The organism is Nocardia sp. NPDC003979 (assembly GCF_053605015.1).
The window spans coordinates 175593-201306 of the sequence record NZ_JBSGIJ010000005.1 but is presented as its reverse complement, the minus strand read 5'-3'; the positions used below and the strand labels follow the sequence as shown (position 1 = coordinate 201306).

General features: G+C 68.9%; 21 protein-coding genes. 7 read left to right on the top strand and 14 right to left on the bottom strand.

Annotated features, from left to right (window positions below):
* Positions 1–16 precede the first annotated feature (16 nt).
* The 3 genes from ACWEVR_RS13350 to ftsY all read right to left on the bottom strand — a co-directional run bounded on the left by ACWEVR_RS13350 (position 17) and on the right by ftsY (position 3583).
* Positions 17–355 carry a P-II family nitrogen regulator gene (locus tag ACWEVR_RS13350; RefSeq protein ID WP_067493492.1) on the bottom strand — a complete coding sequence of 113 codons (339 nt, stop codon included), beginning with the start codon at positions 353–355 and terminating at the stop codon, positions 17–19.
* Between the two features lie 5 nt (positions 356–360).
* The gene (locus ACWEVR_RS13345; protein ID WP_452467147.1) at positions 361–1725 is read right to left on the bottom strand and encodes an ammonium transporter; all 1365 of its coding nucleotides are present in this window, start codon (positions 1723–1725) and stop codon (positions 361–363) included.
* A gap of 295 nt (positions 1726–2020) precedes the next feature.
* A complete protein-coding gene (ftsY, locus tag ACWEVR_RS13340; RefSeq protein ID WP_452467146.1) occupies positions 2021–3583 on the bottom strand; it encodes a signal recognition particle-docking protein FtsY in 1563 nt (520 codons plus the stop codon).
* A gap of 155 nt (positions 3584–3738) precedes the next feature.
* Between ftsY and ACWEVR_RS13335 the strand changes: the two genes are divergently transcribed.
* Positions 3739–4128 carry a DUF2237 family protein gene (locus ACWEVR_RS13335; protein WP_019048221.1) on the top strand — a complete coding sequence of 130 codons (390 nt, stop codon included), beginning with the start codon at positions 3739–3741 and terminating at the stop codon, positions 4126–4128.
* A 4-nt stretch (positions 4129–4132) separates the two neighbouring features.
* On the opposite strand, the gene ACWEVR_RS13330 is transcribed toward ACWEVR_RS13335, so the two are convergent.
* Entirely contained in the window at positions 4133–4909 is a 777-nt protein-coding gene (locus tag ACWEVR_RS13330) for a TetR/AcrR family transcriptional regulator (RefSeq protein WP_452467145.1), read from the bottom strand.
* A 123-nt stretch (positions 4910–5032) separates the two neighbouring features.
* Between ACWEVR_RS13330 and ACWEVR_RS13325 the strand changes: the two genes are divergently transcribed.
* Positions 5033–5935, top strand: a complete 903-nt coding sequence (locus tag ACWEVR_RS13325) for an NmrA/HSCARG family protein (protein ID WP_452467144.1) — start codon at positions 5033–5035, stop codon at positions 5933–5935.
* A gap of 3 nt (positions 5936–5938) precedes the next feature.
* Here the strand turns inward: ACWEVR_RS13325 and smc are convergent, their stop codons facing one another.
* Positions 5939–9667, bottom strand: coding sequence for a chromosome segregation protein SMC (gene smc, locus ACWEVR_RS13320; protein WP_452467378.1), 3729 nt, complete (start codon positions 9665–9667; stop codon positions 5939–5941).
* A gap of 244 nt (positions 9668–9911) precedes the next feature.
* Between smc and ACWEVR_RS13315 the strand changes: the two genes are divergently transcribed.
* The gene (locus ACWEVR_RS13315) at positions 9912–10379 is read left to right on the top strand and encodes a DUF1707 SHOCT-like domain-containing protein (protein ID WP_452467143.1); all 468 of its coding nucleotides are present in this window, start codon (positions 9912–9914) and stop codon (positions 10377–10379) included.
* Positions 10380–10509: 130 nt separating this feature from the next.
* On the opposite strand, the gene ACWEVR_RS13310 is transcribed toward ACWEVR_RS13315, so the two are convergent.
* The 7 genes from ACWEVR_RS13310 to ACWEVR_RS13280 form a co-directional block, all read right to left on the bottom strand.
* Positions 10510–10965, bottom strand: a complete 456-nt coding sequence (locus ACWEVR_RS13310; RefSeq protein WP_067636770.1) for a DUF350 domain-containing protein — start codon at positions 10963–10965, stop codon at positions 10510–10512.
* Positions 10966–10992: 27 nt separating this feature from the next.
* Positions 10993–12156 carry a glutathionylspermidine synthase family protein gene (locus ACWEVR_RS13305; protein ID WP_452467142.1) on the bottom strand — a complete coding sequence of 388 codons (1164 nt, stop codon included), beginning with the start codon at positions 12154–12156 and terminating at the stop codon, positions 10993–10995.
* Positions 12156–12860: a hypothetical protein gene (locus tag ACWEVR_RS13300; RefSeq protein WP_452467141.1), complete on the bottom strand. Its 705-nt coding sequence runs from the start codon at positions 12858–12860 to the stop codon at positions 12156–12158. The genes ACWEVR_RS13305 and ACWEVR_RS13300 overlap by 1 nt, the downstream gene beginning before the upstream one ends.
* Positions 12861–12885: 25 nt before the next feature.
* Complete coding sequence (locus ACWEVR_RS13295) at positions 12886–13164, bottom strand: acylphosphatase (protein ID WP_067493403.1); 279 nt, start codon at positions 13162–13164, stop codon at positions 12886–12888.
* Between the two features lie 16 nt (positions 13165–13180).
* Positions 13181–13627 (bottom strand): OsmC family protein, encoded by a 447-nt coding sequence (locus ACWEVR_RS13290; protein WP_067636773.1) that lies wholly within the window; start codon positions 13625–13627, stop codon positions 13181–13183.
* Positions 13628–13776: 149 nt separating this feature from the next.
* On the bottom strand, positions 13777–14517 hold the full coding sequence (locus tag ACWEVR_RS13285; protein ID WP_452467140.1) for a response regulator: 741 nt from the start codon (positions 14515–14517) through the stop codon (positions 13777–13779).
* Positions 14518–14521: 4 nt separating this feature from the next.
* Positions 14522–17044 carry an ATP-binding protein gene (locus ACWEVR_RS13280; RefSeq protein WP_452467139.1) on the bottom strand — a complete coding sequence of 841 codons (2523 nt, stop codon included), beginning with the start codon at positions 17042–17044 and terminating at the stop codon, positions 14522–14524.
* Between the two features lie 100 nt (positions 17045–17144).
* On the opposite strand from ACWEVR_RS13280, the gene ACWEVR_RS13275 reads away from it, so the two are divergent.
* The 4 genes from ACWEVR_RS13275 to ACWEVR_RS13260 all read left to right on the top strand — a co-directional run bounded on the left by ACWEVR_RS13275 (position 17145) and on the right by ACWEVR_RS13260 (position 22025).
* The gene (locus ACWEVR_RS13275) at positions 17145–17273 is read left to right on the top strand and encodes a hypothetical protein (RefSeq protein WP_281201968.1); all 129 of its coding nucleotides are present in this window, start codon (positions 17145–17147) and stop codon (positions 17271–17273) included.
* Positions 17274–17355: 82 nt separating this feature from the next.
* Positions 17356–19026: a potassium-transporting ATPase subunit KdpA gene (gene kdpA, locus ACWEVR_RS13270; protein WP_452467138.1), complete on the top strand. Its 1671-nt coding sequence runs from the start codon at positions 17356–17358 to the stop codon at positions 19024–19026.
* 1 nt (position 19027) lies between these two features.
* Positions 19028–21154, top strand: coding sequence for a potassium-transporting ATPase subunit KdpB (gene kdpB, locus ACWEVR_RS13265; RefSeq protein WP_452467137.1), 2127 nt, complete (start codon positions 19028–19030; stop codon positions 21152–21154).
* Between the two features lies 1 nt (position 21155).
* On the top strand, positions 21156–22025 hold the full coding sequence (locus tag ACWEVR_RS13260) for a potassium-transporting ATPase subunit C (protein WP_452467136.1): 870 nt from the start codon (positions 21156–21158) through the stop codon (positions 22023–22025).
* A 44-nt stretch (positions 22026–22069) separates the two neighbouring features.
* Here the strand turns inward: ACWEVR_RS13260 and ACWEVR_RS13255 are convergent, their stop codons facing one another.
* Positions 22070–24208, bottom strand: a complete 2139-nt coding sequence (locus tag ACWEVR_RS13255) for an amylo-alpha-1,6-glucosidase (protein WP_452467135.1) — start codon at positions 24206–24208, stop codon at positions 22070–22072.
* Positions 24205–25368 carry a glycosyltransferase family 4 protein gene (locus ACWEVR_RS13250; RefSeq protein ID WP_452467377.1) on the bottom strand — a complete coding sequence of 388 codons (1164 nt, stop codon included), beginning with the start codon at positions 25366–25368 and terminating at the stop codon, positions 24205–24207. Before ACWEVR_RS13250 ends, ACWEVR_RS13255 begins: the two co-directional genes overlap by 4 nt.
* Between the last annotated feature and the right edge of the window lie 346 nt (positions 25369–25714).

Genomic DNA, 25714 nt, shown 5'->3' with positions numbered 1-25714 from the left:
GTGCGACTGCGGCGAATTACAGTGCGTCGGTACCGCGTTCGCCGGTGCGGACCCGGATGATCGTGTCCACCGGGGTCACCCACACCTTGCCGTCACCGATCTTGCCGGTGCGCGAGGCCTCGACGATCACCTCGACGACCTTCTCCACCGACGCGTCGTCGACGACGACCTCGACGCGCACCTTCGGCACGAAGTCGACGGAGTACTCCGCACCGCGGTAGACCTCGGTGTGGCCCTTCTGCCTGCCGTAACCCTGGACCTCGCTGACGGTCATGCCGAGCACGCCTGCCTGTTCCAGCCCGGTCTTGACGTCTTCGAGCGTGAACGGTTTGACGATTGCCGTAACCAGTTTCATGTTCGTCATGCCTCCTTGACGAGCGAGCGTGCCGTGCCACCCACAGCAGCGAAATCGTAAGCGGTTTCCGCGTGCTCGGACTCATCGAGACCCGCGGCCTCGGCCTCTTCACTGGCGCGCAGGCCGATGGTGAACTTGATCGCGTAGGCGATGATTGCCGTGGCGACCAGCGAGTAGGCCAGAACCACGAAGGCACCGACAGCCTGCAGCTTCAACTGCTCGACTCCACCACCGTAGAACAAGCCGGTGACGCCCGCCGGAGCTTCGCTGGTAGCGACCAGACCGACCATCAAGGTGCCGACCAGACCACCGACGAGGTGGACGCCGACCACGTCGAGCGAGTCGTCGAAACCGAAGCGGAACTTCAGGCCGACGGCCAGGGCACACAGCGCACCGGCGACCACACCGATGGCAAGGGCGCCGATCACGTTCACCGAGGAACAGGCCGGGGTGATGGCGACCAGACCCGCGACGATGCCCGAGGCGGCGCCGAGGGAGGTGGGGTGACCGTCGCGGATCTTCTCCACGAGCAGCCAGGCCATCATCGCCGCGGCGGTGGCGATGGTCGTGGTGAGGAAGGTGGCACCGGCGATGCCGTTGGCGCCGAGGGCCGAACCGGCGTTGAAGCCGTACCAGCCGAACCACAGCAGACCGGCGCCGAGCATCACGAACGGCAGGTTGTGCGGACGGAACGGGGTCTTGGGCCAGCCCTTGCGCTTGCCCAGGACGAGGCACAGCACCAGACCGGCGGCGCCGGCGTTGATGTGGACCGCGGTGCCACCGGCGAAGTCGATGGCCTTGAGGTTGTTGGCGATCCAGCCGCCGGCCTCGGCGGTGTAGCCGTCGAAGGCGAACACCCAGTGCGCGACAGGGAAGTAGACGACGGTGGCCCAGATTCCGGCAAATACGAGCCACGAACCGAACTTCAGGCGGTCGGCGACCGCACCCGAGATGAGGGCGACCGTGATGATCGCGAACATGAGCTGGAAGGCCACGAAGACCGTGAGCGGGATACCCGAGGTGATCGGGGCCGTCGGGTCCTCCGGGGTCGCGGTGAACAGCGGGATGCCCGGGGAATCGGCGGCGGTGCCACCGAAGATGCTCTTCAGACCGAAGTACTGGAGCGGGTCGCCGATCAGGTTGCCCTTGTCCTCGCCGAACGCCATGGAGAACCCGTATAGACACCACAGGACGGTGACCAGTCCCATGGCCGAGACGCTCATCATGATCATGTTCAGCACGTTCTTGCCGCGGACCATACCGCCGTAGAAGAACGCCAAACCCGGCGTCATCAACAGCACGAGCGCTGCCGACGCCAGCATCCAAGCGGTATCACCGGTGTCCGGTGTACCGATCAGTGGAAATGCCACCTTGTCTTCCTCCTCATCTCGGGCCTCGCCGATGACGGCAAAAAGGACCTGTACAGAAGGGTCGCGACTTGGTGTTTCATCCGTTGAGCTGTGGTGTTTCACCTGCGTGAACGGATCGGCCACTTGTGTTGCCACCAGGTTTCGCGAGTTTCGCCACAGCTTGGCAGCTCACCGTGAGGTCGGGACGCAGGTGCGGTTTGCCGCCCGTTCGCGCGGCGGGTCGCCGGTGCGCACGTGCCCTGGACACAGCACTGCCCGCCCGATTCGCGGTGGCCGGGCGGGCAGTGTCGTAGTGCTAGGAAGTGCCGCCGAGCAGGGCGTCGACGAAGGCGCTCGGTTCGAACGGGGCCAGATGGTCGGCGCCCTCGCCCAGGCCGACGAGCTTCACCGGAACACCGAGTTCGTGCTGTACCTGGAACACGATGCCGCCCTTGGCGGTGCCGTCGAGTTTGGTGAGCACCACACCGGTGATGTCGACGACGTCGGCGAAGACGCGCGCCTGCATCAGGCCGTTCTGGCCGACGGTGGCGTCGAGGACCAGCAACACCTCGTCGACCTCGGCCTTCTTCTCCACCACGCGCTTGACCTTGCCCAGTTCGTCCATCAGGCCGGTCTTGGTGTGCAGGCGACCCGCGGTGTCGATGAGGACCGCGTCGACACCGCGGTCGATGCCCGCGGTCACCGCGTCGAAGGCGACGGCGGCGGGGTCGGCGGCCTCCTTGCCGCGCACGGTTTCGGCCCCCACCCGTTCGCCCCAGGTCTGCAGCTGGTCGGCGGCGGCGGCGCGGAAGGTGTCGGCGGCGCCGAGCAGGACCCGGCGGCCGTCGGCGACGAGCACGCGGGCGAGCTTGCCGGTTGTGGTGGTCTTGCCGGTGCCGTTCACGCCGACGACCAGCAGGATGGCCGGTTTGTCGCCGTGCGGCAGCGCGTGGATGGACCGATCGAGCTCGGGGCGCAGCGCCTCGATGAGCACGTCGCGCAGGGCGGCGCGGGCCTGTTCGGGGGTGCGCACGCTGCGCGCGGCCATCTCCTCGCGCAGCCGGGTGACGATGGCGGCGGTGCTCGCGGTGCCGATGTCGGCGAGGACGAGGGTGTCCTCGATCTCCTCCCAGGAGTCCTCGTCGAGGTCGCCACCGCCGAGCAGGCCGAGCAGGCTCTTGCCGACGGCGTTCTGCGAGCGGGCGAGGCGACCGCGCAGGCGGACGAGTCGACCGGTGGTCGGGTCGATCTCCTCGATCTCGGTGGTGACCTCGGGCTGGGCCGGGGCGGTGCTCGGCGCTTCGGGTGCCGGAGTGACAGGTGGCGCGGTGTCGGCCGGGGTGACCTTCGGCGCGGGCGCGGTCTTCGGCGTCTCGGTCGGCGCGACCTCGGTAGGCGCGTCGGTCGTCGGCGCGGTGTCGGTAGGCGCGGTCTCGGCGGGCGGGGCCGTCGTGGGTGTGGCGTCCGGCGCGGGTTCGGTGGGCGCTACCGGAGTCGTGAGCGAGGAGGCGTCGTCGGGGACGACCACCGGCTCCTCGACCGACACGTCGCCCTCGGGCAGCGGCACATCGGTGATATTGCGGCGCGGGGCGTCGCGGGGGACGGCGGCGTCGTCACCGACGTGCGGTTGCCCCTCGGTGTCGGTGCGCTCGACGCGCGGCAGGGGTTCCGGACGCGGCGCGGTAGCCGTCGACCCGCCCTGGGTGAAACTGAATCCGCCGGACGCCGTGTAACCACCGGAGCGGTCCGTCAACTCCTTGTCCGGCTCGGGCGGCGCCAGCGAAATCTGGCGGCGCTTGTACAGGACGAAACCCGCGACGAGCGCCACCAGCAGCACGGCGGCGATCGCGGCGATCAGGATCCACGCTTGCGAACTCACTCGGCCGAGTCTATTCGGCTGCCTCGTCGCGGCACGTCGGCGGCGTCGTCCCGGCGGGTCGGACGTGCTTTTCGGAGGTGTTCGCCGATCGGCGGAAACACTACAGATTCGTTGTCCTGCGGAACTTCTGGCGTTTCACCCATAGGATCGGCGGAGTGACCGATCGAAACGTGCTTGGGGGGCCGCTGGAAGAGTGCGGCACCGATCCTCTCACGGGCTTCTACCGGGACGGCTGCTGCAGCACCGGTCCGGAGGATCTCGGCAGCCACACCGTGTGCACCGTGGTGACGGCGGAATTCCTGGAACATCAGGCATCCATCGGCAACGACCTCAGCACCCCGCGCCCGGAGAACAACTTTCCCGGCCTGCAGCCGGGCGACCGCTGGTGCGTGGTCGCGGTCCGGTGGCTGCACGCCCACGAGGACGGTGTCGCCGCGCCGGTGGTCCTGGCCGCGACCCACGAGAATGCCCTCGAGGTCATCTCGATGGACATCCTGCGCAAATACGCCGTCGACGTCCCCGACGACGTCAGCGACCTGCTGTAGACGCTCACGCGCGGCGCAGCCGCGGGGAGTTCGACGCGCTGCGGAGCCGGTGGGCCTTCTGACGGCAGGCCGGGGAACAGTAGCGAGCCGGTCTGCCGACCGCCGGCCGGTGGACCGGTGCTCGGCAGACGGGGCACGGCGCCGGGCTTTCGCTACTTCTCGCCGTTTCGTCACGGTCGGTTTTCGCGAGTTCCGTTACGGCCGAGGACGGCGTCCGTAGCGCATCGAGGATGAGCGCGACGGCCGGTGCGACGGGTTCGCCGGTCTGCCGATGGCGTTGGATCGCAACACATCCGGTGAAGATGTCCAGCACGTCGGTGACGGTCACCTCCGCGCGGACCGCGCCCTGACGCTGGGCCGCGACGAGCAGCACACCGAGGGCGCGGTGGAAACGCTCGCCCGCGCCGCGCAGCAGCGCGCGAGGCCAGCCGTCGTCGGATTGCACCAGGTCGCAGAGGTCTTTGTTGCCCGGCGTCGTCACGATCACATGGGTGCACAGGGCGAAGAAGGCCGCGCCGGGGTCCGGATCGGTCAGGTGTTCGGCGGCCAGCGCCGCCAGCCCGTCGACCCGCTCCTGCATGACCGCTTCCAGCAGCGCGGTCTTCGTGGGGAAATGGCGGTGGACAGTGCCCGCGCCCACACCCGCACGGCGGGCCACCTCCATCAGCGAGACGCTGGGGCCGCGTTCGGCCAAGGCGCGCTGAGCGGCCGCCAGGATCAGTGCCCGGTTGCGGCGCGCGTCGGCCCGCACCGCCGGTTCCGTACCGTCTCGGACCGTCATTTCGTTACGCCTTCCCCACTTCGGACGTGGCATACCGGGTCGGCGCATCCGTACCGTCCGCAATGCGGGTCGTCCGGCCCGATTGTAGACACAGGATCGATCACGAAACGGAGCTCCTCCGCCATGACGTCAGCACTTCCCGTCCTGATCACCGGCGCGACCGGCAAGCAGGGTGGCGTCACCGCCCGCAGGCTGCTCGCCGACGGCCACCGGGTTCGCGCGCTCGTGCGTGACCCGCACTCCCCCGCCGCGCGCGACCTGGCCGAGGCGGGTGCCGAACTGGTCGTCGGCGACTTCGACGACCCCGCCTCGCTGCGCGTCGCGGCGAAAGGCGCTCGGGCTGTATTCCTCGTCCCGCCCGCCGACTACGGGCCGAGCGGGTGGACTGCGGGTGACGAAGCCCGCCGCGGTATCGCGATGATCGAGGCGGCCCGCGCTGCCGACGTCGACCAGCTCGTGTTCTCCGGAATCGCCACCATGGGCCCGGCCGAGTCGTGGGGGCAGGAGGGCAAGCGCCGGATCGAGGACGCGATCCGCGCGGCGGGGTTGCGCTACACCCTGTTGCGGCCGGTGCGGTTCATGGAGAACTACCTGATGCACGGCTCACCGGTGGACGGCATCGGGGCAGGTGGGGAGCACCGCCACCTGTTCCCGGCCGACCGTCCGTTGCAGATGATCGCGCTCGACGACATCGCCGCCTTCGCCGCGCTCGCGTTCGCGGACCCGGACGGTTGGCACGGTCGTGAACTGGAGCTGGCCGGCGAGGCGATCACGCCCATCGAGGCGGCCGCCGCCATCTCGGTCGCCACTGGCCGGCCGATCCACTACCGCGAGGTCACCGAAGCCGAGGCCGCGGCGATCGGACCCCAGCTCGCCAACACCTGGCGGCTCATCCGCGAAACCGGTGGCTGGCACGCCGATCTGGCAGCCCTGCGCGCCCTCCACCCGGGCCTGACGAGCCTGCCGGACTGGCTGGCGCGCGGCGGCGCCGACCGCATCGCCGCCCAGATGGACGGGACGACGTGATCGTCAGGCCGGAGCGGACGCCTCGACCGGGGCGGCGGCTCGGGTGAGCCGCTGCGAGATCACCTGGGTGATGCCGTCGCCGCGCATACTCACGCCGTAGAGGGCGTCGGCGATCTCCATGGTCGGCTTCTGGTGGGTGATGACGATCAGCTGGCTCTTCTCCCGCAGCTGTTCGAACAGGCCGATGAGGCGGCGCAGGTTGGTGTCGTCCAGGGCGGCCTCCACCTCGTCCATCACATAGAACGGGGACGGGCGGGCGCGGAAGATGGCGACCAGCAGCGCCACGGCGGTCAGCGACTTCTCGCCACCGGAGAGCAGCGACAGCCGCTTGACCTTCTTGCCCGGCGGCCGGGCCTCGACCTCGATGCCGGTGGTGAGCATGTCGGACGGGTCGGTGAGCACGAGCCGGCCCTCACCGCCGGGGAACAGTTTGGCGAACACCCCGACGAACTCGCGTTCCACATCGGCGTAGGCCTCGGTGAACACCTGCAGGATGCGGGCGTCGACCTCGGCGACCACATCCAGGAGGTCCTTGCGAGCGTTCTTGACGTCCTCGAGCTGTGTGGCCAGGAAGTTGTAGCGTTCTTCGAGGGCCGCGAACTCTTCCAGCGCAAGGGGATTCACCTTGCCGAGGGTGGCGAGGTCCTTCTCTGCGCGTTTGGCGCGGCGCTCCTGGGTGGCGCGGTCGTAGGGCATCGGCTGCGGCGCGGTGACCTGCTCGCCGCGCTCCTTGGCGTCCTCGTATTCCTGCATCTCCAGCGCCGACGGCGGCAGCGGCACATCGGGACCGTATTCGGCGACCAGGTCGGCCAGCGCGATGCCGAACTGTTCGGAGATGGTGGTCTCGAGCTGTTCGATGCGCAGCGCCGCTTGGGCTTTGGCCACTTCGTCGCGGTGCACGGCGTCGGTGAGCTGGGCCAGCTGGGTGTTGAGGGCGCGTGCCCGTTCCTTGACCTGCTCCACGGCGGACGCGACTTCCCCACGGCGCCGGACCAATTCGTCGCGGCGGGCGGCGGCAGCGGCCACCACCTGCTCGAGTTCCTTCGCGATCTTGGCACCGGACTCGGCCACCGCCGCCGCGACGGCGGCCGCCTGCCTGCGCGCGGCCTGCGCCCGTTCGGCCCGCGCCCGCGCTTCCCGTTCGGCACGTGCGGCGCGACGCAACGAATCCGCTTTGCCTCGAACGGATTCCGCGCGCTCCTCGGCGGTGCGCACCGCCAGCCGTGCCTCGACCTCCATGGTCCGTGCCTCGGCGAGCGCGGCCGCGGCTTCCTCGCGGGCCCGTCCGGCGGTCTCGGTTCCGGCGGTGCCGTAGCTGTCGTCGCTGTCGTCGTGCTCGGTTTCGGCGTGGCGCAGCCGGTCCTCGAGCTCGGCGAGGGAGGCGAGGGACTTCTCCCTGGTCGCTTCGGCCTCGGCGCGCTGGGCGGTGAGTCGTTCGCCCTCGGTCTGCGCGGCGCGCGCGGTCTGCCCCACTCGGGCGAGCCGGTCGTAGATGGCCAGCAGCGCCTGATCGGATTCGTGCAGCGCCATCAGCGCGTGGTCGGCGGCCTCTTTCCGATCGGTCTGCTCCGCGAGCGCACCCGCCAGCGCGGCCTCGAGTTCTTCGGCCCGGCGCTGCGCGGCGGCCAATTCGGCGGTGGCGGCGTCGATGTCGGCCTGGATCTCGAGCTGACTCGGCATCCGCTCGGAACCACCGATGACCCAGCCCGACCCGGCCAGGTCACCGTCACGGGTGACGACCCGCAGTTCCGGTCGCTCAGCGGCCAGCGCCGTGGCAGCTGCCAGATCGTCGACGACTACAACACCTGCGGTGAGCGCGGCCAACGCGGGCCGCACCTGCGCGGCACCGTCGACGACATCAGCGAGCCACCTGGCCCCTCCGGGCAGCGGCGCACGCTCAGCGTCTGCCGAGAGCGCACGACCTCGACCCGACCCCACCGAACTACTCCCGGCATCGGCAAGATCGCGCATCACAGTCTCGCCCGCCGACGAGCCGCTCTCAGCAGCGGACGAGGCCGAACTCGCGGTAGCGAAGACGAATGCCACCCGACCACCGTCACCCGCTCGCAGCTCGCGCACAGCCGCATCGGCGGCCGCGGCGGTGTCGGCGGTGATCGCGTCGGCCAGCGGGCCGAGCAAGGCGGCGAGGGCGGCTTCGAATCCCGCTTCCACGCGCAGCAGGCCCGACAGCCGGTCGCCGACGCCGCTCACACCGTGTTCGAGCAACCAGGCGGCGCCGTCCTTACGGGCCAAGTTCATCTCGAGCGCCTCGATGCGGGCACCGAGCCGGGCGACGAGTTTGCTCGCCTCACGGTCCTGTTCGCGCAGTTCACGCACCCGTTCGTCGGCCAGTTCCAAGGCGGCGACGGCGTGTTCGTGCTGGGCGTCGAGCCCCTTCTCCCCCGCGTCGAGTTCGCCGAGTTCGTCCTGCACGGTGTCGTATTCGGCCTGGGCGGCCTCGCCGCGGTGCCGGGCATCGGCGATGGCGACCGAGAGCCGCGCGATTTCGGCGTCCACAGACTGCGCGCGGGTGCGCAGTGTCTCCACTTGACCCGAGAGCCTCGCCAGCCCTTCGCGACGGTCGGCGATGGCCCGCACAGCGGCCAGATGTGCCTGCTCGGCGGCCTTGGCGGCGTGTTCACGGTCGGCGAGCGCTTCCCGCGCGGCCTCGAGGGTTTCGGCGGCCATCTCCACCGCGTACCGCAGCTCGGCTTCCTCGGCCTCGATCCGGTCGGCCTCGGCTTCGAGCTGTTCTGGGTCGCGGCCGGTGCCCACGGGTGCCTCGGTGTGCAGGTTGCGGGCGCGATCGGCGGCGATGCGGATGGTCGCGTTGACGCGCTCGGCCAGCGCGGAGAGCTGGAACCAGGTCTGCGCGGCCGCCTCGGCGCTCGGGCTCAGCCGCGACAACTGGAACTCCTGCTGGGCAAGCGCGGCATTGGCGGCGTCGAGCTCGGACTGCACGTTGATCTGCTGCTCGCGCGCGTAGGCCTCCTTGTTCAGCTGCGACTCGAGTTCGCCGCGCCGGGTCACCAGGTCGTCGGCGGCCAGGCGCAGCCGGGCGTCGCGCAGGTCGGCCTGCACGGTCTGGGCGCGCCGCGCCACCTCGGCCTGCCTGCTGAGCGGTTTGAGCTGGCGGCGCAATTCGGTGGTGAGGTCGGTGAGGCGGGCGAGATTGGCCTGCATCGCGTCGAGCTTGCGGACCGCCTTCTCCTTGCGCCTGCGGTGCTTGAGCACGCCCGCGGCCTCTTCGACGAACGCGCGACGGTCCTCGGGCCGCGACTCGAGGATCGCCGAGAGCTGACCCTGTCCGACGATCACGTGCATCTCGCGCCCGATACCGGAGTCCGACAGCAGTTCCTGCACGTCCATCAGGCGGCAGCTGCTGCCGTTGATCTCGTATTCGCCCGCGCCGTCGCGGAACATGCGGCGGGTGATGGACACCTCGGCGTAGTCGATGGGCAGCGCGCCGTCGGAGTTGTCGATCGTCAGCGTCACCTCGGCACGCCCGAGGGGTGCACGTCCGCTGGTCCCGGCGAAGATGACGTCCTGCATCTTGCCGCCGCGCAGCGCCTTGGCGCCCTGCTCGCCCATCACCCAGGTGAGCGCGTCGACGACATTGGACTTGCCCGACCCGTTGGGCCCGACGACACAGGTGATACCGGGTTCGAAGCGCAACGTGGTTGCGGACGCGAAAGACTTGAACCCTTTCAGCGTCAAGCTCTTCAGATGCAACGCCACCCGCCTCTCCGGGAGTTCTGGCCAGACCTAGGTGCGAGAGGGCAAGACACGCGGCCTGCGGTTGGAACATCGCACCGGGCTGTGTTGCCGCCCGTGTGCTCGCGTGAGCCTATCCGATCGCCGTCGTGGCGCCGTGAACCTCCGGCCGGTCGGTGGACGAAGGGTTGACATTACACAGTGGAGGGTGGACGCTTGGTACCAGCAGATCACTGTGTTTGGTGAACGAGAGGTTGTCGGTATGGACATCACCCCCGGCACGCGCGCGTCCGATGCCGAGCGCAATGCGATCGTGGCCCAGTTGAGCACCCACCTGGCCGACGGCAGGCTCGATCTGGCCGAGTACGACCAGCGCGTCGCGAAGGTCTACGCGACCACCACCCGCGACGACCTCGCCCTCGTCCTGTCGGACCTGCCGACCCTCCCGGACAAGCAGCCCGCCACCCCACCGAAGCAGGCGCCGCGCATCCCCGTGTGGCAGCGCATCGAAGCGGGCAGCTGGCTCGGTGTGAGCATCATCGTGCTGGTCATCTGGGGCCTGATCTCGCTGACCGCAGGTGAACTCACCTACTTCTGGCCGATGTGGGTGATCGGCCCGTGGGGCGCGGTCCTGCTGTTCCGCGTGGTCACCGGCTGGGAAGCCCAGCCGGGCACCGCCACCCACCTACGGCACTTGCAAAAGCAGCTGAAGCACATCAATCCTCACTGACGCAACGACCGCCGCGCGCAAGGACATGGGTAACTCACCGGGCACGGGCTACCGTGACCCGCTACCTCGTCTGGCCGCCGACGCAAGCCTTGTCACACCTGAGTCCGGCCTGAATATCCGGGGAGGCGGGTCAGAGGATGGCGAAGGCCACCACCAGGCCGAGGGCGAAGTGGGCGGCGGCCACGACGAGGACCTCGGGGGTGTAGGTGTCGGCGTGCAGGGTGCGGCCGATGTCGATGCCGGTGACCTTCTCGACCACGCGCACCGAGATCACCTGCGCGACGATGCCGACCAGGCCGAACACGACCGCGGTGATCAGTCCCTGGGTCAGTTTGGCGCCCGGATCGGTGGCCAGCACCGCGAACACGACGATGAACGCCATGCTGATCATGCCCGCGGCCGAGACGATGATCGCGTTGGGCTTGCCCGCGATCACCAGGTCGCGCAGCTTGCCGGGGGTGGTCAGGTCGATGGCGAAGAAGCCGATCAGCATCAGGATCAGGCCGATCAGGCAGTACAGGATGATGGCGCCGACGCCTTCACCGAGCGCACTCCAATAACCCGATTCCAGGGCGAGGGCGGTCATCGTGGTCCTTTCGAAACAGTGTTGTGGTCAGTCGACGATGCGGTGCGGGACGAACGCGGCGCCGTCATCGGTGATGAGGCCCGCGGTCTCGCGGATACCGAGCCCGGCGGCGTTGTCACCGACGACCCACGCCCCGAGCACGGGACGCATGCCGTCGAATTCCGGGAGCGGGTCGAGCAATTGGTAGACGAAGCCCTCGGCGCCGTACACCCCACCGGTCGCGGTCTCCATGCCGGGACCGACGATGGTCATGTTGGCGCCTTCGCGGCCGAGCTTGGGTTTGCGGATGTATTCGGTGAGCTCGTGTGGGTCGTCGAGGTAGGCGGGCAACAGGTTCGGGTGGCCGGGATACATCTCCCACAGGATCGCCAGCAGCGCCTTGTTGCTCAGCAGGGTGGTCCACAGTGGTTCGATCCAGGCGGTCTGCGGGATGCTCGCGACGACACGTTTGCCGAAGTCGTCGTCGAGTATCCATTCCCAGGGGTACAGCTTGAAGATCGATTCGATCGGCGCCTCGGCCAGGTCGACGAAGCGGCCGAGGTCGGTGTCGAAGCCGACCTCCTCGATCGGCAGCGCGACGGTGTCGAAGCCCGCTTCGGCGGCGGTTTCCTGCATGTAGGCGGTGGTGACGTTGTCCTCGCCGGTGGCGTCGGCGCCCGACCAGGTGAAGTGCAGTTCGGTACCGGGCAGCACGTCACGCAGCTCGCCCCACCGCTCCACCAGCTTCTCGTGCAGTGAATTCCACTGGTCGCCACCGGGATACACCTGCTGCAACCAGTGCCATTGGATGATGGCCGCCTCGAGCAGCGAGGTGGGGGTGTCGGCGTTGTACTCGAGCAGTTTGGCGGGACGGCGTGCGTCGTAGCGCAGATCGAACCTGCCGTAGACGTAAGGGTCGCTGCGCCGCCAGGATTCGGCGATCGGGCCCCAACTCCATTCGGGCAGACCGAAATCGGCGTACCGCTCGGTGAGCACCACGTGTTCGGCCGCGTGCAGGCACATCGACTGCAGCAGTTCCACATCGGCTTCCAGCGCGAGGATCTCGTCCATCGAGAACTCGTAGTGCACCGATTCGTCCCAGTAGGGCCGCGGCTGACCGCTGGCATCGCGGCCGGGCACGCCGTAGACGAGTCCCTGGCTCTCGATGATCTGCTGCCAGCCCGGCCGGGGCGTACTCGCGACACGTCGCACTAAGACCCACTCCCGCCGGACTTGCTGCCCAGGCCACCGCGCTGAACGGTGGTGCCGGACTTGGTCTTGATCTCGGCGTTGCGTGGTTTCACCGAGGTCCCTCCGCTCGGCGGCCGGCCGATGGTGGCGTTGCCGCCGTAGTGGTAGCGGTACTGCGGCCAGCCGAGCAGGATCAGGCTGCCCATGCCACCGGAGCTGTCGCTGCGGAAGTTGGTCTTGCCGTCGCCGCAGTGCTCGTCCGGAACGACGACCTCCTGGCCGTTCTGGTCGATCTGCACGCAGGAGGCGGTGACCTGTTCGGGCGCGTTGACCGCCCGGTAGGCGAGGTAGCCGCCGCCGACGAGGGCCGCGACACCGACCACGGCGACACCGCCGATCATCACCCGTTTCCTGGTGCGGCGCTTGGCTTCCGCGGCTTCGGCGGCGGCCCGTTCGGCCTGCTCGGCCTGTTTGCGTGCCTTCTCGCGCGCCCGTGCCTCGGCGACCGTCGGCGGGCGAGGCTGGGTGACGCCTGGTTCCTGCCTGGACATCCGGCCGGGGCGGGGTTCCGGAGGTTGCTGCGGTGGCGGCGGCCACGTGGGCGGTGTCGCGCGGGCGGGTTGCTCGGGTGGCGTCCAGCCCGCGCCGGGATCGGGCGGCGTCCAGGGCGAGGATCCGCCCGGCTCGTCCGGCTGGTCGGGCGAACCAGGGTTGTGTGTGCTCACTGCCGCCTAACCCCCGAAGTCACTTCTACCGCTCCTCGAATCCGGTCATGTCACCGCGCGCGGGCTCCCAGCTTTCCACAACCAGGTCGACCCGCCCAGGCGCCTTGCCGGACCGTAGCAGTTCCAGCAACTTCTCGCCCGAGGTTCGTTGTCCCTCGGCCACCACGTGGACCCGTCCGTCGGCGTGGTTGCGCGCGTACCCGGTGAGCCCGAGTTCCAGTGCACGCGAGCGGGTCCACCAGCGGAAACCCACGCCCTGGACGTACCCGTGGACCCACGCGGACAGTCGGACAGGTTCGGTCACAGCGGCTCCTCGCCGGTCAGGCGTCGATGTCGAAGTTCAAGGTCACCTTGGTGCCCGCCTTGAGGGTGCGGCCGACGGTGCACACCTTGTCGACGGCGCGCTGCACGGTGACGAGCAGCCGTTCGCGGGCTTCTTCGTCGAGTTCGGACAGGTCGAGCTCGAACACCTCGTCGAGCTGCGGGTACAGCTCGTTCTCGCGGTCGGCGTCGCCGGAGACGCGGATGGTCGCGTCGAAGTCGTCGCCGAGGCGACGCGAGAGCGGCAGGTCGGAACTGAGCCCGGTGCACGCGGCGAGGGCGATCTTCAGCAGCTCACCGGGGGTGAACGCGCCGGGCACACCCTGCGAGGCGATCAGTACTTCGGCGCCACGGTTGCTGCGTCCGGTGTAGGCCCGGGTTCCGGTGCGCTCGACCCACAGTTCGACGGGCGCGGTGGTCACGGGTGCGTTCTGCTCAACTGCCATAGGCCTGATCCTGGCATGCCCGCCTCCCCGCGACTCATGCCGACCGGCAAGTGCCGCGAAAGTCACGTACCGGACCTGCGTGAATGGGGCTCGAGTGACGAACGTGCCCGACGAGTTACCCATGTGCCGACGAAGTCACGAGCCGACTGTCATTCTTGGAAGCGGTAGCCCATGCCTGGTTCGGTGAGCAGGTGGCGGGGGTGGGCGGGGTCGTCCTCGAGTTTGCGGCGCAGCTGGGCGAGATAGACCCGCAGGTAGTGGGTTTCGGTGGCATAGGCCGGGCCCCATACCTCGCGCAGTAATTCCTTGCGGCCCACCAGTTTCCCGCGGTGGCGGACCAGCATCTCGAGCATTCCCCATTCGGTGGGGGTCAGGTGGACGGGTGCGCCGTTCTTGGTGACCTGTTTGGCGGCCAGGTCGACGGTGAAGGAGTCGGTGACGACCACCGGTTCCGCCTCGTCGGCCGCCCCCGCACCGCGCCGGACCGCCGCCCGCAGCCGTGCCAGCAGTTCGTCCATCCCGAACGGCTTGGTGACGTAGTCGTCGGCGCCCGCGTCGAGCGCCTCCACCTTGTCGGCCGAATCGGTGCGCGCCGAGAGCACGATCACCGGTGCCGAGGTCCACCCGCGCAGCCCGGCCAGCACCTCGATCCCGTCCAGATCGGGCAGGCCGAGGTCGAGGACGACCACGTGCGGCTGCTTCTCCGCGGCCACGCGCAATGCGGCGGCGCCGTTGCCCGCGGTGAACACCTCGTACCCGCGCACCGACAGATTGATCCGCAGGGCGCGCACGATCTGCGGTTCGTCGTCGACCACCAGCACGCGGGTGGCGGACCCCGTCGACCGGGACTCGCCGGGCTGCGGCGCGTCCGTCCCCGATGAGTTGCTCATGTCCTCACTTTTCTCGTCGCGCGGCGGGGGTGGTCGAAGCAGACGCACCGGCAGGCAGGTCGAGCAGCACGGTCAGTCCGCCGCCGGGCGTGGGTTCGGCGTGGACGGTACCGCCCATGGCCTCGGCGAAGCCGCGGACCACCGACAGCCCGAGGCCGACGCCGGTGGTGTTGTCGCGGTCCCCGAGCCGTTGGAACGGTTCGAACAGGTGCTCCTCGCTGCCCGCGGGCACGCCCGGCCCGGTGTCGACGACCGCGACGACGACCCGGTCGCCCACGCGGTCTGCGGTCACGCGCACGGGCGTGTCGCGTCCGGCGTGGCGCAGGGCGTTGTCCAGCAGATTCGCCAGCACTCGTTCGAGCAATCCGCTGTCGGCCGACACCGAGATCTCACCTACTTCCACCGTCACCCGGTCCATCGCCGCGCGCCGCAGCCCCCTCGTGCCCATCCCCACGCTGACCAGCGCCCGATGCACCGCCTCGTCCAGATACACCTGCCGCGTCTGCGGGGTGACCACCCCGACCGCCAGGCGCGACGAATCGAGCAGGTTGCCCACGAGGGCGGTGAGCTGGTCGACGGATTCCTCGATGGCCTCGAGCAGCTCGCCGGTGTCCTCGGGTGAGAACTCCACGTCGTCGCTGCGCAGACTCGATACCGCCGCCTTGGCCCCGGCCAGCGGTGTGCGCAGGTCGTGGCTCACCGCCGACAGCAACGCGCGTCGCAACCGGTCGGCTTCGAGCAGCGCGGCCGCCGCCCCCGCCTCTTCGGTGAGGCGCTGCTGACGCACCAAGCCGACGGCCTGGTTCGCCACCGCGTTGAGCACCGGCCGCTCCCCCGGATCGAGCGGATGCCCGGCCAGCAGCAGCAGGCTGGTCGCGTCGCCCGCTTCGATCGCGGTCTCCGCGTCGGCGATCCGATGCGGCGGGTCCGCTCCGACCGAGGCGATCACTTCGTCACCGCAGCGCAGGCTCACCGCGCGTTGCCCGTAGACCTCGCGGACCTGTTCGAGCAGACGCGGCAGATCGGCGCCGTGCAGCACCGCCCCCGCGAACAGGGTGAGCAGCTCGGCCTGGCGGGATGCCTTGCGCGCCTGCCTGGTTCGCTTCGCCGCGAGATCGACGAGCGCCGCCACCGCCACCGCGACGATCAACAGCACGACCACGGTGACGAAGTTGTCCGGTTCGGCGATGGTGAGGCTGTAGCGCGGCGTGGTGAAGAACCAGTTCAGCAACAGTCCCGACAGCAGGGCCGAGGCGATCGCCGGCAGCACCCCACCGAGCAACGCGACCGCGACGACCCCGACGAAGAACATCGCGCTGAGCCCACCGAGTTGCAGATGCCGGTCGAGCACCGCCCAGCAGAGCACGCTCACCAGCGTGGGCACGAGCAGGGCGGCCACCCAGGCGACAACCGGTTGGCGTGTGCGCAGCGGATTGCGCCGGACCCCACGGTTGGCTTCCTCGTGGGTCACCATGTGCACGTCGATCTTGCCGGAGCGTTGCACCACGGTGGAGCCGATGCCCTCGTCGAGAATCCTGGCCCAGCGTGAGCGCCGCGAGGTGCCGAGTACCAGCTGCGTGGCGTTGACCTCGCGTGCGAATTCCAGCAGGGCGGTCGGCACGTCGTCGCCGGTGACGGTGTGCAGCGAGGCGCCGAGCGCGGCGGCGAGTTCGCGCAGCCGCGCCAGCCGTTGCGTGGACACTCCGGCCAGACCGTCGCCCCGGACCACATGCACCACAACGAGTTCCGCGCTGGATTTCGAGGCGATCCGCCCGGCCCGGCGTACCACGGTCTCCGATTCGGGGCCACCGGTCACCGCGACGACCACGCGTTCGCGCGCTTCCCACAGCTCGGTGATGTCGTGGTCGGCCCGGTATTTCGCGAGTGCCGCGTCGACCTGGTCGGCCAGCCACAGCAGCGCGAGTTCGCGCAGGGCCGTGAGGTTTCCGGGGCGGAAGTAGTTCCGCAGGGCCGCGTCGACTTTGTCCGCGGCGTAGACGTTGCCGTGGGAAAGCCTGCGTCGCAGCGCTTCCGGCGTCAGATCGACGAGTTCGACCTGGTCCGCCCCGCGTACCACCGCGTCGGGTACGGTCTCGCGCTGTTCGATGCCGGTGATCTGGGCGACCACATCGTTGAGGCTCTCGAGGTGCTGCACGTTCACCGTGGAGATCACGTCGATCCCCGCGTCCAGAATCGCCTCCACGTCCTGCCAGCGTTTCTCGTGCGCACTGCCCGGCGCGTTGGTGTGGGCGAGTTCGTCGACGAGCACCACGGCGGGCCTGCGGGCGAGCACCGCGTCGACGTCGAGCTCGGGCAGTTCGGTGCCCCGGTAACGCACCGCCTTCGGCGGGATGCGCTCGATCCCGTCGAGCAGCTGGGCGGTCTTCGCTCGCCCGTGGGTCTCCACCACGCCCGCCACCACATCGCGGCCACGCTCGAGCCGCCGGTGTGCCTCACCGAGCATGGCGTAGGTCTTGCCGACGCCGGGTGCGGCACCCAGGTAGATGCGTAGTCGACCGCGTTTCACCGGTTCATCATCGCCCGGGGCACCGTCAACAACCCGCAAAGGCGGCGCCGGAGCGCGCTAAGGATCCGTAAGGAATGCCCGCGCCACCCATCCGAAGGCCTTGACTCGGCTCGGCGCCCCACGGTGGGGCGCGAGGAGGTCGGACATGTCTGTGGTGGTGTTCACGGTGCTCACCGTGGCGGTCTTCGCCCTGCTGGGCCTGATCCAGCGCGGGCTGGAGAAGCTGTGATCGCGAATCTGGTCGGTCTGGTGCTCGCCGCGGGTGTCGCCGTGTTCATGGTGGCGGCCCTGCTCTTCCCCGAGAGGTTCTAGTGACCACGACAACAGCGGGGATCGTCTTCCTCGCGGCCCTTGTGCTCGCGCTGGCACTGGCGCACGTGCCGCTCGGTGACTACATGTACCGGGTGTACAGCGGCGAGCGGCATTCCCGTGCCGAGCGGTTGATCTACCGCGCGATCGGCGCGCACCCCGACGTGGAGCAGACCTGGCCGGTGTACGCCCGCAGTGTGCTGGCCTTCTCGGCCGTCGGCGTGCTCGGCTTGTTCTTCTTCCAACTGGTCCAGGGCGCACTGCCGCTGCATCTGAACGATCCGGGCACCGAGATGACCCCGGCGCTGGCGTGGAACACCGCGGTCAGTTTCGTCACCAACACAAACTGGCAGAACTACTCCGGCGAATCGACCCAGGGCCACCTGGTGCAGATGGCCGGGCTCACTGTGCAGAACTTCGTGTCGGCGGCGGTCGGCATGGCGGTCGCCATCGCGCTGGTGCGTGGTTTCGCCCGCCACCGCACCGGTGAGCTCGGCAATTTCTGGGTCGACCTGGTGCGCGGCACCCTGCGCATCCTGCTGCCGCTCGCGTTCGTCGTCGCGGTCGTGCTGGTGGCAGGCGGAGTGATCCAGAACTTCCACCTGCACGACCAGGTGGCGCAGACCCTCGGCGGTGGTGTGCAGACGATCACCGGCGGTCCCGTCGCGAGCCAGGAGGCGATCAAGGAACTCGGCACCAACGGCGGCGGTTTCTACAACGCCAATGCCGCGCACCCGTTCGAGAACCCGACCACGTGGACGAACTTCGTGGAGATCTTCGCGCTGATGCTGATCGCGTTCTCGCTGCCACGCACCTTCGGGCGCATGGTCGGCAGCACGAAGCAGGGCTACGCGATCGTCGCGGTGATGGGAACCATCGCGCTGGTGAGTGTTTCGTTGCTCATCGCGTTCCAGTCGCAACACCACGGAACCGTTCCCACCGCGGTCGGCGCGTCGATGGAAGGGGTGGAAACCCGCTTCGGCGTGGCCGATTCGGCCGTGTTCGCCGGGGCGACGACCCTCACCTCGACCGGTGCGGTGAATTCCTTCCACGACTCCTACACCAGCCTCGGTGGCCTGGTGACCATGGTGAACATGCAGCTGGGCGAGGTCGCGCCCGGCGGGGTGGGTTCGGGCCTCTACGGCATGCTGATCCTGGCCGTCGTCACGGTGTTCGTCGCGGGCCTGATGGTCGGGCGCACACCGGAATACCTCGGCAAGAAGATCACGCCGCGCGAAATCAAGCTCGCCGCCACGTATTTCCTGGTGAGCCCGCTGATCGTGCTGGTCGGGACGTCGGTCTCGACGGCCCTGCCCGGGCCGCGCGACAGCATGCTCAACAGCGGACCGCACGGCTTGTCGGAAGTGCTGTACGCCTTCACCTCCGCCGCCAACAACAACGGTTCCGCCTTCGCCGGGCTGTCCGGCAACACCACCTGGTTCAACACCGCGCTCGGGCTGGCCATGCTGCTCGGCCGGTTCGTCCCGATCATCGTCGTGCTCGCGCTGGCCGGTTCGCTGGCCGCGCAGGGCCACACGCCCGCCTCGGTCGGTACCTTGCCCACCCACCGGCCGCAGTTCGTCGGCCTGGTGGTCGGGGTGACGGTGATCCTGGTCGCGCTCACCTTCCTGCCCGCCCTCGCGCTCGGGCCGCTCGCCGAAGGAATCCACTGACATGTCCGTTCCCACCCTCGCTTCCCCGCGCACCGAGCAGCCCGCCCGTGCCGTCCTCGACCCGACGCTGTTGCGCACGGCGCTGCCCGCGGCAATCCGCAAACTCGACCCGCGCACCCTCTGGAAGAACCCCGTCATGCTGATCGTGGAGATCGGCGCGGCGTGGTCGACCGTGCTGGCGGTCGCCGAACCGTCGTTCTTCGCGTGGGCCATCGTCGCCTGGCTGTGGCTCACCGTGGTCTTCGCGAATCTGGCCGAGGCCGTCGCCGAGGGGCGCGGCAAAGCGCAGGCCGAGAGCCTGCGAAAAGCCAAGACCGACACCGTCGCCCGTCGGCTCACCGACTGGACACCGGGCGCCCCGATCGTCGAGCAGCGGGTCGCCGCCCCCGAACTGCGTCGCGGTGACTTCGTGGTGGTGGAGGCCGGCCAGGTGATCCCCGGCGACGGTGATGTGGTCGAGGGCATCGCGTCGGTGGACGAATCCGCGATCACCGGTGAATCGGCGCCGGTGATCCGTGAATCCGGTGGCGACCGTTCGGCGGTCACCGGCGGCACCACCGTGCTCTCCGACCGCATCGTCGTCCGCATCACCCAGGAACCCGGTGCCAGTTTCATCGACAAGATGATCGCCCTGGTGGAAGGCGCGAACCGGCAGCGCACGCCCAATGAGATCGCGCTGAACATCCTGCTGGCCGCGCTGACGATCATCTTCGTGTTCGCGGTCGCGACCTTGCAGCCGCTGGCGATCTTCTCGAAGTCCAACAATCCGGGCGTGGCCGACACCCTGGCGCTCGACGGCGACGGCATCACCGGCATCGTGCTGGTGTCGCTACTGGTCTGCCTGATCCCCACCACCATCGGTGCCCTGCTCTCGGCGATCGGTATCGCGGGGATGGATCGGCTGGTGCAGCGCAATGTGCTCGCCATGTCGGGACGTGCGGTGGAGGCGGCGGGTGATGTGAACACGCTGCTGCTGGACAAGACCGGAACCATCACCCTCGGCAATCGCCAGGCCGCCGAATTCGTCACCGTGCCAGGCGTTCTCGACGACGAGCTGGCCGATGCGGCGCAGTTGTCGAGCCTGGCCGACGAAACCCCGGAGGGCCGCTCGATCGTCGTCCTCGCCAAGGAAGTGTTCAACCTGCGCGAGCGAGGCGCGGGCGAACTGTCGGGCGCCGTCTGGGTGGAGTTCACCGCCCAGACCCGCATGTCCGGCGTCGATCTGGCCGACGGGCGCCGCTTGCGCAAGGGCGCGGCCGGTGCCGTCGCCGAATGGGTTCGCGCGCAGGGCGGTTCGGTACCGGCCGAAGCGTCCACCATCGTCGACGGTATTTCCGCGTCCGGTGGAACACCGCTGATGGTCGGTGAGGTCGACGGCGGCACCGCCCGCGTGCTCGGCGTCGTTCATCTCAAAGACGTGGTCAAACAGGGCATGCGGGAACGCTTCGACGAAATGCGGCGGATGGGTATCCGCACGGTGATGATCACCGGCGACAACCCGTTGACCGCCAAGGCGATCGCGGACGAAGCGGGCGTCGACGACTTCCTCGCCGAGGCGACACCGGAGGACAAACTCGCTCTCATCAAGAAGGAACAGGACGGTGGCCGCTTGGTCGCGATGACCGGCGACGGCACCAACGATGCTCCCGCCCTGGCTCAGGCCGATGTCGGCGTGGCGATGAACACCGGCACCTCGGCGGCCAAAGAGGCGGGCAACATGGTCGATCTGGATTCGGATCCGACCAAGCTGATCGAGATCGTGGAGATCGGCAAACAGCTGCTCATCACCCGTGGGGCGCTCACCACGTTCTCCATCGCCAACGACATCGCCAAGTACTTCGCGATCATTCCGGCCCTGTTCGTGCCGTTGTTCCCCGGCTTGGACGCGCTGAACATCATGCGGTTGGCCAGTCCGCAGTCGGCGATCCTGTCGGCGGTGATCTTCAACGCGATCGTCATCGTCGCACTCATCCCGTTGGCTCTGCGCGGCGTCGGATACCGGCCCAGCAGCGCCTCGGTCCTGTTGCGCCGCAACCTGACCGTCTACGGGCTTGGTGGCATCGTCGCGCCGTTCCTCGGCATCAAAGTCATCGATCTGTTCGTCCAACTCCTTCCCGGGATGTCCTGACATGCGTACTTCGACCTGGTTCCGCCAGCACCTGGCCGCCCTGCGTGCCCTGCTGGTACTCACCGCGATCATCGGAATCATCTATCCCCTTGCGGTTTTCACGATCGCCCAGCTGCCCGGTCTGGATCACCGAGCCGCCGGATCGCTCGTCGAGCGGGACGGGAGGCTGGTGGGCTCGAGCCTGATCGGGCAGTCGTTCACCGATGCCGACGGCACCGCCCTCGGGCAGTATTTCCAGAGCCGTCCGTCGGCGGCGGGCGAGGGCTACGACCCGCTCGCCTCCGCCGCGAGCAATCTCGGCCCGGAAGACATCGTCGACACGAACGACCGGACCAGCCTGCTCACCACCGTCTGCGCGCGTTCCATGGAGGTCGGCGACCGTGAGGGGGTCGACGGCCGTCGTCAGTTCTGCACGGAAAGCGGTGTGGGCGCGGTTGTCTCGGTACTCGGTCCACGCGATGCCGACGGTGACGTGTCGCGGCCGGAGCGGGTGGTCAGCGTCAACGAGCCGTGTCCGACGCGCCCCTTCACCGCCACCTTCCGTGGTGTCGCGGTGGAATGCGCGCGAACCGGCGAGGACTACTCGACGGGTGTGCTCGTTCCCCTCCGCGGTGAGGCACCGGACCACCCGGCGGTACCCGCCGACGCGGTGACGGCGAGCGGCAGCGGCCTCGACCCGCACATCTCCCCCGAATACGCCGCCATCCAGGTCGACCGGGTGGCCCGGGCGCGCGGCATTTCCCCCGAGCAGGTGCGCGCGGTACTCACCGAGCACACCCACGGTCGCACGCTCGGCTTCCTCGGAGAACCGCGCGTGCACGTCCTCGAGCTCAATCTCGCACTGGACGACCAGTTCCCGCTGTCGCGCTGAACGGATGCGCCGGGCACCACAGGGGTTCCCGGCGCATCGTCGCGCTACTCGATCACCAGTTCCCAACCCTCGGGCAGGCTCGCGGTGAGTATCTCGGTGCCACGCACTTCCATGTCGATCGTGTCGGTGCCGAGCCGGAAATCGGCCAGGCGCACGATGCCCCACGAGGCGGGGACGCGCGGACGAACCGTCAGGGTCTTGGCGGGGACGTCCGGGTCGATGCCGACGAAGGAGCGGATGAGCAGCAGCGGCGCGGCGCTGGCCCAGGCCTGCGGGGAGCAGGAGGTGGGGTACGGCACGGGTGCGGCGAAGCGTCCACGGGGGAAACCGCAGAACAGCTCCGGCAGGCGGCCGTCGAAAGCCGCTGCCGCGTCGAGCAACCCGGCCGAGAGCTGGGTGGCCAGTTCGATCGCGCCCGGCACGTGCTGGTACCGCATGAGCCCGGCCACCGCGATGGCCGTGTCGTGCGGCCACACCGAACCGCAGTGGTAGCTCATCGGGTTGTAGGCACCCATGTTGGAAGCCAGTGTGCGCAAACCGAATCCGGAGTCCATCTCCGGCGAGGACAGATGCCGGATCAGGATCTCGGCATGCTCGTCGGTGGCGATTCCCGACCACAGGCAGTGTGCCGCGTTGCTGGTGAGCGCGTCGACCTGACGCTTGTTCCCGTCCAAGGCCACGGCGTACCAACCGCACTGGGGTAGCCAGAACTGCTCGGCGAATTTCGTGCGCAAGGCGACGGCGCGTTCGCGCATCTTGCGGGCCAGCGGTTCGTCGTCGAAGGCATCGGCGAGTTCGGCGCGCGCCAGCAGCGCCGCGTAGACGTAGCCCTGCACCTCGCACAGTGCGATCGGCGCCTGCGCGAGCTGGCCGCTCGCGAAATTGATGCCGTCGAAACTGTCTTTCCAGCCCTGGTTGATGAGTCCGCGGTCGGTGGCGCGCACGTATTCGACGAAACCGTCGTCGTCGCGGTCACCGAAATCGGTGATCCAGCCGATGGCGGCGTCGGCGGCGGGCAGCAGGGTGGCGATCGACGCGGGATCGGCGCCCCAGCGCAGACATTCGGCGAGCAGCATCACGAACAGCGGGGTGGCGTCGACCGTGCCGTAGTAGATCTGGCCGCCGAGGACCTGTCCGACGGCCGGGCCACGCCGCATCTCGTGCATGATGCGGCCCGGTTCCTCCTCGACCAGCGGATCCACTGTCTCGCCCTGCAATTCGGCCAGCTGCTGCAGCGTACCGAGGGCGAGGTCGGTTTCCAGCGGCAGCGACATCCAGGCGGTGAGCAACGAGTCGCGACCGAACAGGGTCATGAACCAGGGCGCGCCCGCCGCGACGAACGGCCGGCCGGTCCCGGAATCGCTGTGGATCTGCAGGGCGCCGAGATCGCTCTCGCTGCGTCGCAGTATCCGGTTGAGCATCAGGGAATCGCTGGTGATGTCGGTGGCCGTGGCCCGCCAGGCCTGGATCTTCTTCACCGGTTCGCTCGCCCGGTAGCGTTCACCCACCGAGCCCTGCATCGGCGGGCGCTGGGCCGCGCCCGCGGGCTGGGCCGCGATCTCGGTCTGCCAGCGACCGCCGGCGGGCACGACGATGCGCCAGATCATGGTGCCGGGCAGCACCATCGGCTCCACCGTCGAGGTGAGGGCGAGCCCGCGCGCCAGGTCGGCGCGGTCGTGCAGCAGCAGTTCGCCGTCGGCGGTGGTCATCTCCGCGCGGCGCCCGCCCGCACGGCCCTCCTTCACCGAGAACAGGTCGACGAAGTCGGCGTCGACGTGTACCTCGAGCACGACCGCGGTGGCTTCGCGGCTCATGTTCTCGAGGGTGATCACCTCGTGCATGCCCTCGGCGACGAGCCGGTCGCGCACCACGAGCAGGGTGCTGTCGGCCATGCCCGCCTGAGGCGGCCTGCGCAGCACGAAACGCGCCGCGAAGGCCTCCGGGCTCAGCACCGACAGCGGCTCGGGCTTCTTGCCGTCGACCAGCAGTTCCCAGCGCGAGATGACCCGCGCGTCACGGAAGAACAAACCCTGCGGTTTGCCCGGCTCCACGTCGCCGAGCCGATCCGAGAGGCAGAAGGTGCCGCCCTCGACCAGGGTCACATTGCCGCCGTGGCCGCCGAGCCCGGCCGGTTCACCCGCGTTCAGCGGAGTCGGGCTCGGCTGCGCGTCGCTGTGGCTCATGCGCGCCCGGTGGTCGCCGCGACGGACGGCATCGCGAAGGCGTTGCCGTATCCGATCGTGGTGCGCGCCAGAATTTCCCGGTACACCTGTTCGTAGCCACGGCCGAGGGTGTCGGCGCCGAAGTTGGCCTCCACGTGCGCCCGGCAGGCGGCCGGGTCGTAGGTGGCGACCTCGTGGATCGCGGCGGGCAGTTCGGCGGGATCCTCGCAGATGCGCGCGGTGACACCGTCGACCAGCACCTCGCTCACCGCGCCGCCGCGCAGGGCGACAACCGGTGTGCCACAGACCATTGCCTCGATCATCACCATGCCGAACGGCTCCTCCCAGCGAATGGGGAACAGCAGACACCGAGCTCCGGCCAACAGTTTACGCTTGGCGGTCGCGTCGGCGAGGCCGAATACATGATCGTCCGCGGTGAGCCGGGGGCGCACGTATTCCTCGAAGTAGGCCTTTTCCGGCGGTTCGGAGCACTTGCCCGCCAGGATCAGCGGAATACCGGCCTCGTGGGCGGCGTCGAGGGCCAGGTGCGGGCCCTTGTCCATCGAGAAGCGGCCGAGGAACAGCGCGTAGTTGTCCTTCTCCGGCTGGAAGGGCCACTGATCCGGACGGAGCGCGTTGTGCACGCGACCGGCCCAGCCCAGATCCGGCGCCAGTTCACGCTGCCGATCGCTGATGGCGATCAGCGAGCACTCCTCACCGAGTTCGCGGTAGTAGCGGTAGCAGTCGTCCTGGACGGGGCCGTGGACGGTGACCACGGTCGGCAGGCCGAGATTGGCGTAGGCGGGGGCGTTGAGCGGTCCGGCGAACGTGTGGTCGTGCACCAGGTCGATGCCCTCGGTGTCGGCCAGTCGCTCGATCGCGCGGCGCACGCGCAGTGCGTGGACCACCTCCGGGAACGGATCGCCGAGCCGCTCGGGCACGATCCGTTCCCACAGTGGGACGAAATTCGCTTTGGTACCGGCCTCACCCGCACCGAACAGGGTGACGTGATGGCCGCGCTCACACAGGGAATCGACCAATTCGGCGACAACAGCTTCCACCCCGCCGTACGCCTTGGGGGGAACATCGAAATACGGTGGCACGACCATCGCAATTCGCAGTGGGCCACCATTGTGCTCGATCGAATAGAGATCAGAACTGGAGAACCCGGTCGGCGACATTGCCGACATATCTGTACTCATGACCTTCCTTCCAGGGACACAACCTCGCAACACTTGCGCGAACAAGAGATGGCCGCCTCGGCGGGGTGGAGACCGAGAGCTTCACCGCCGTCCATGGGGCATGGTTGGCCTGGCCAGGCGCGGAGCGCACCGCTGGGGTGCCCGCCTGATCAGAGGGGCCGTCAAGGAACGTACCCCGCTACCGGAAAGTAAACCAGCATGTTGCTGGTTTTGTTGTACGCGATTCCCTGCCGCGACAGCAGATTCCGCCGTCACGGCCGGTCTACGCCGTACAGAGAATTGTCACGGCCGAGTCGCGCCGCGGTCAACCGGCGGCCGCGGCGCA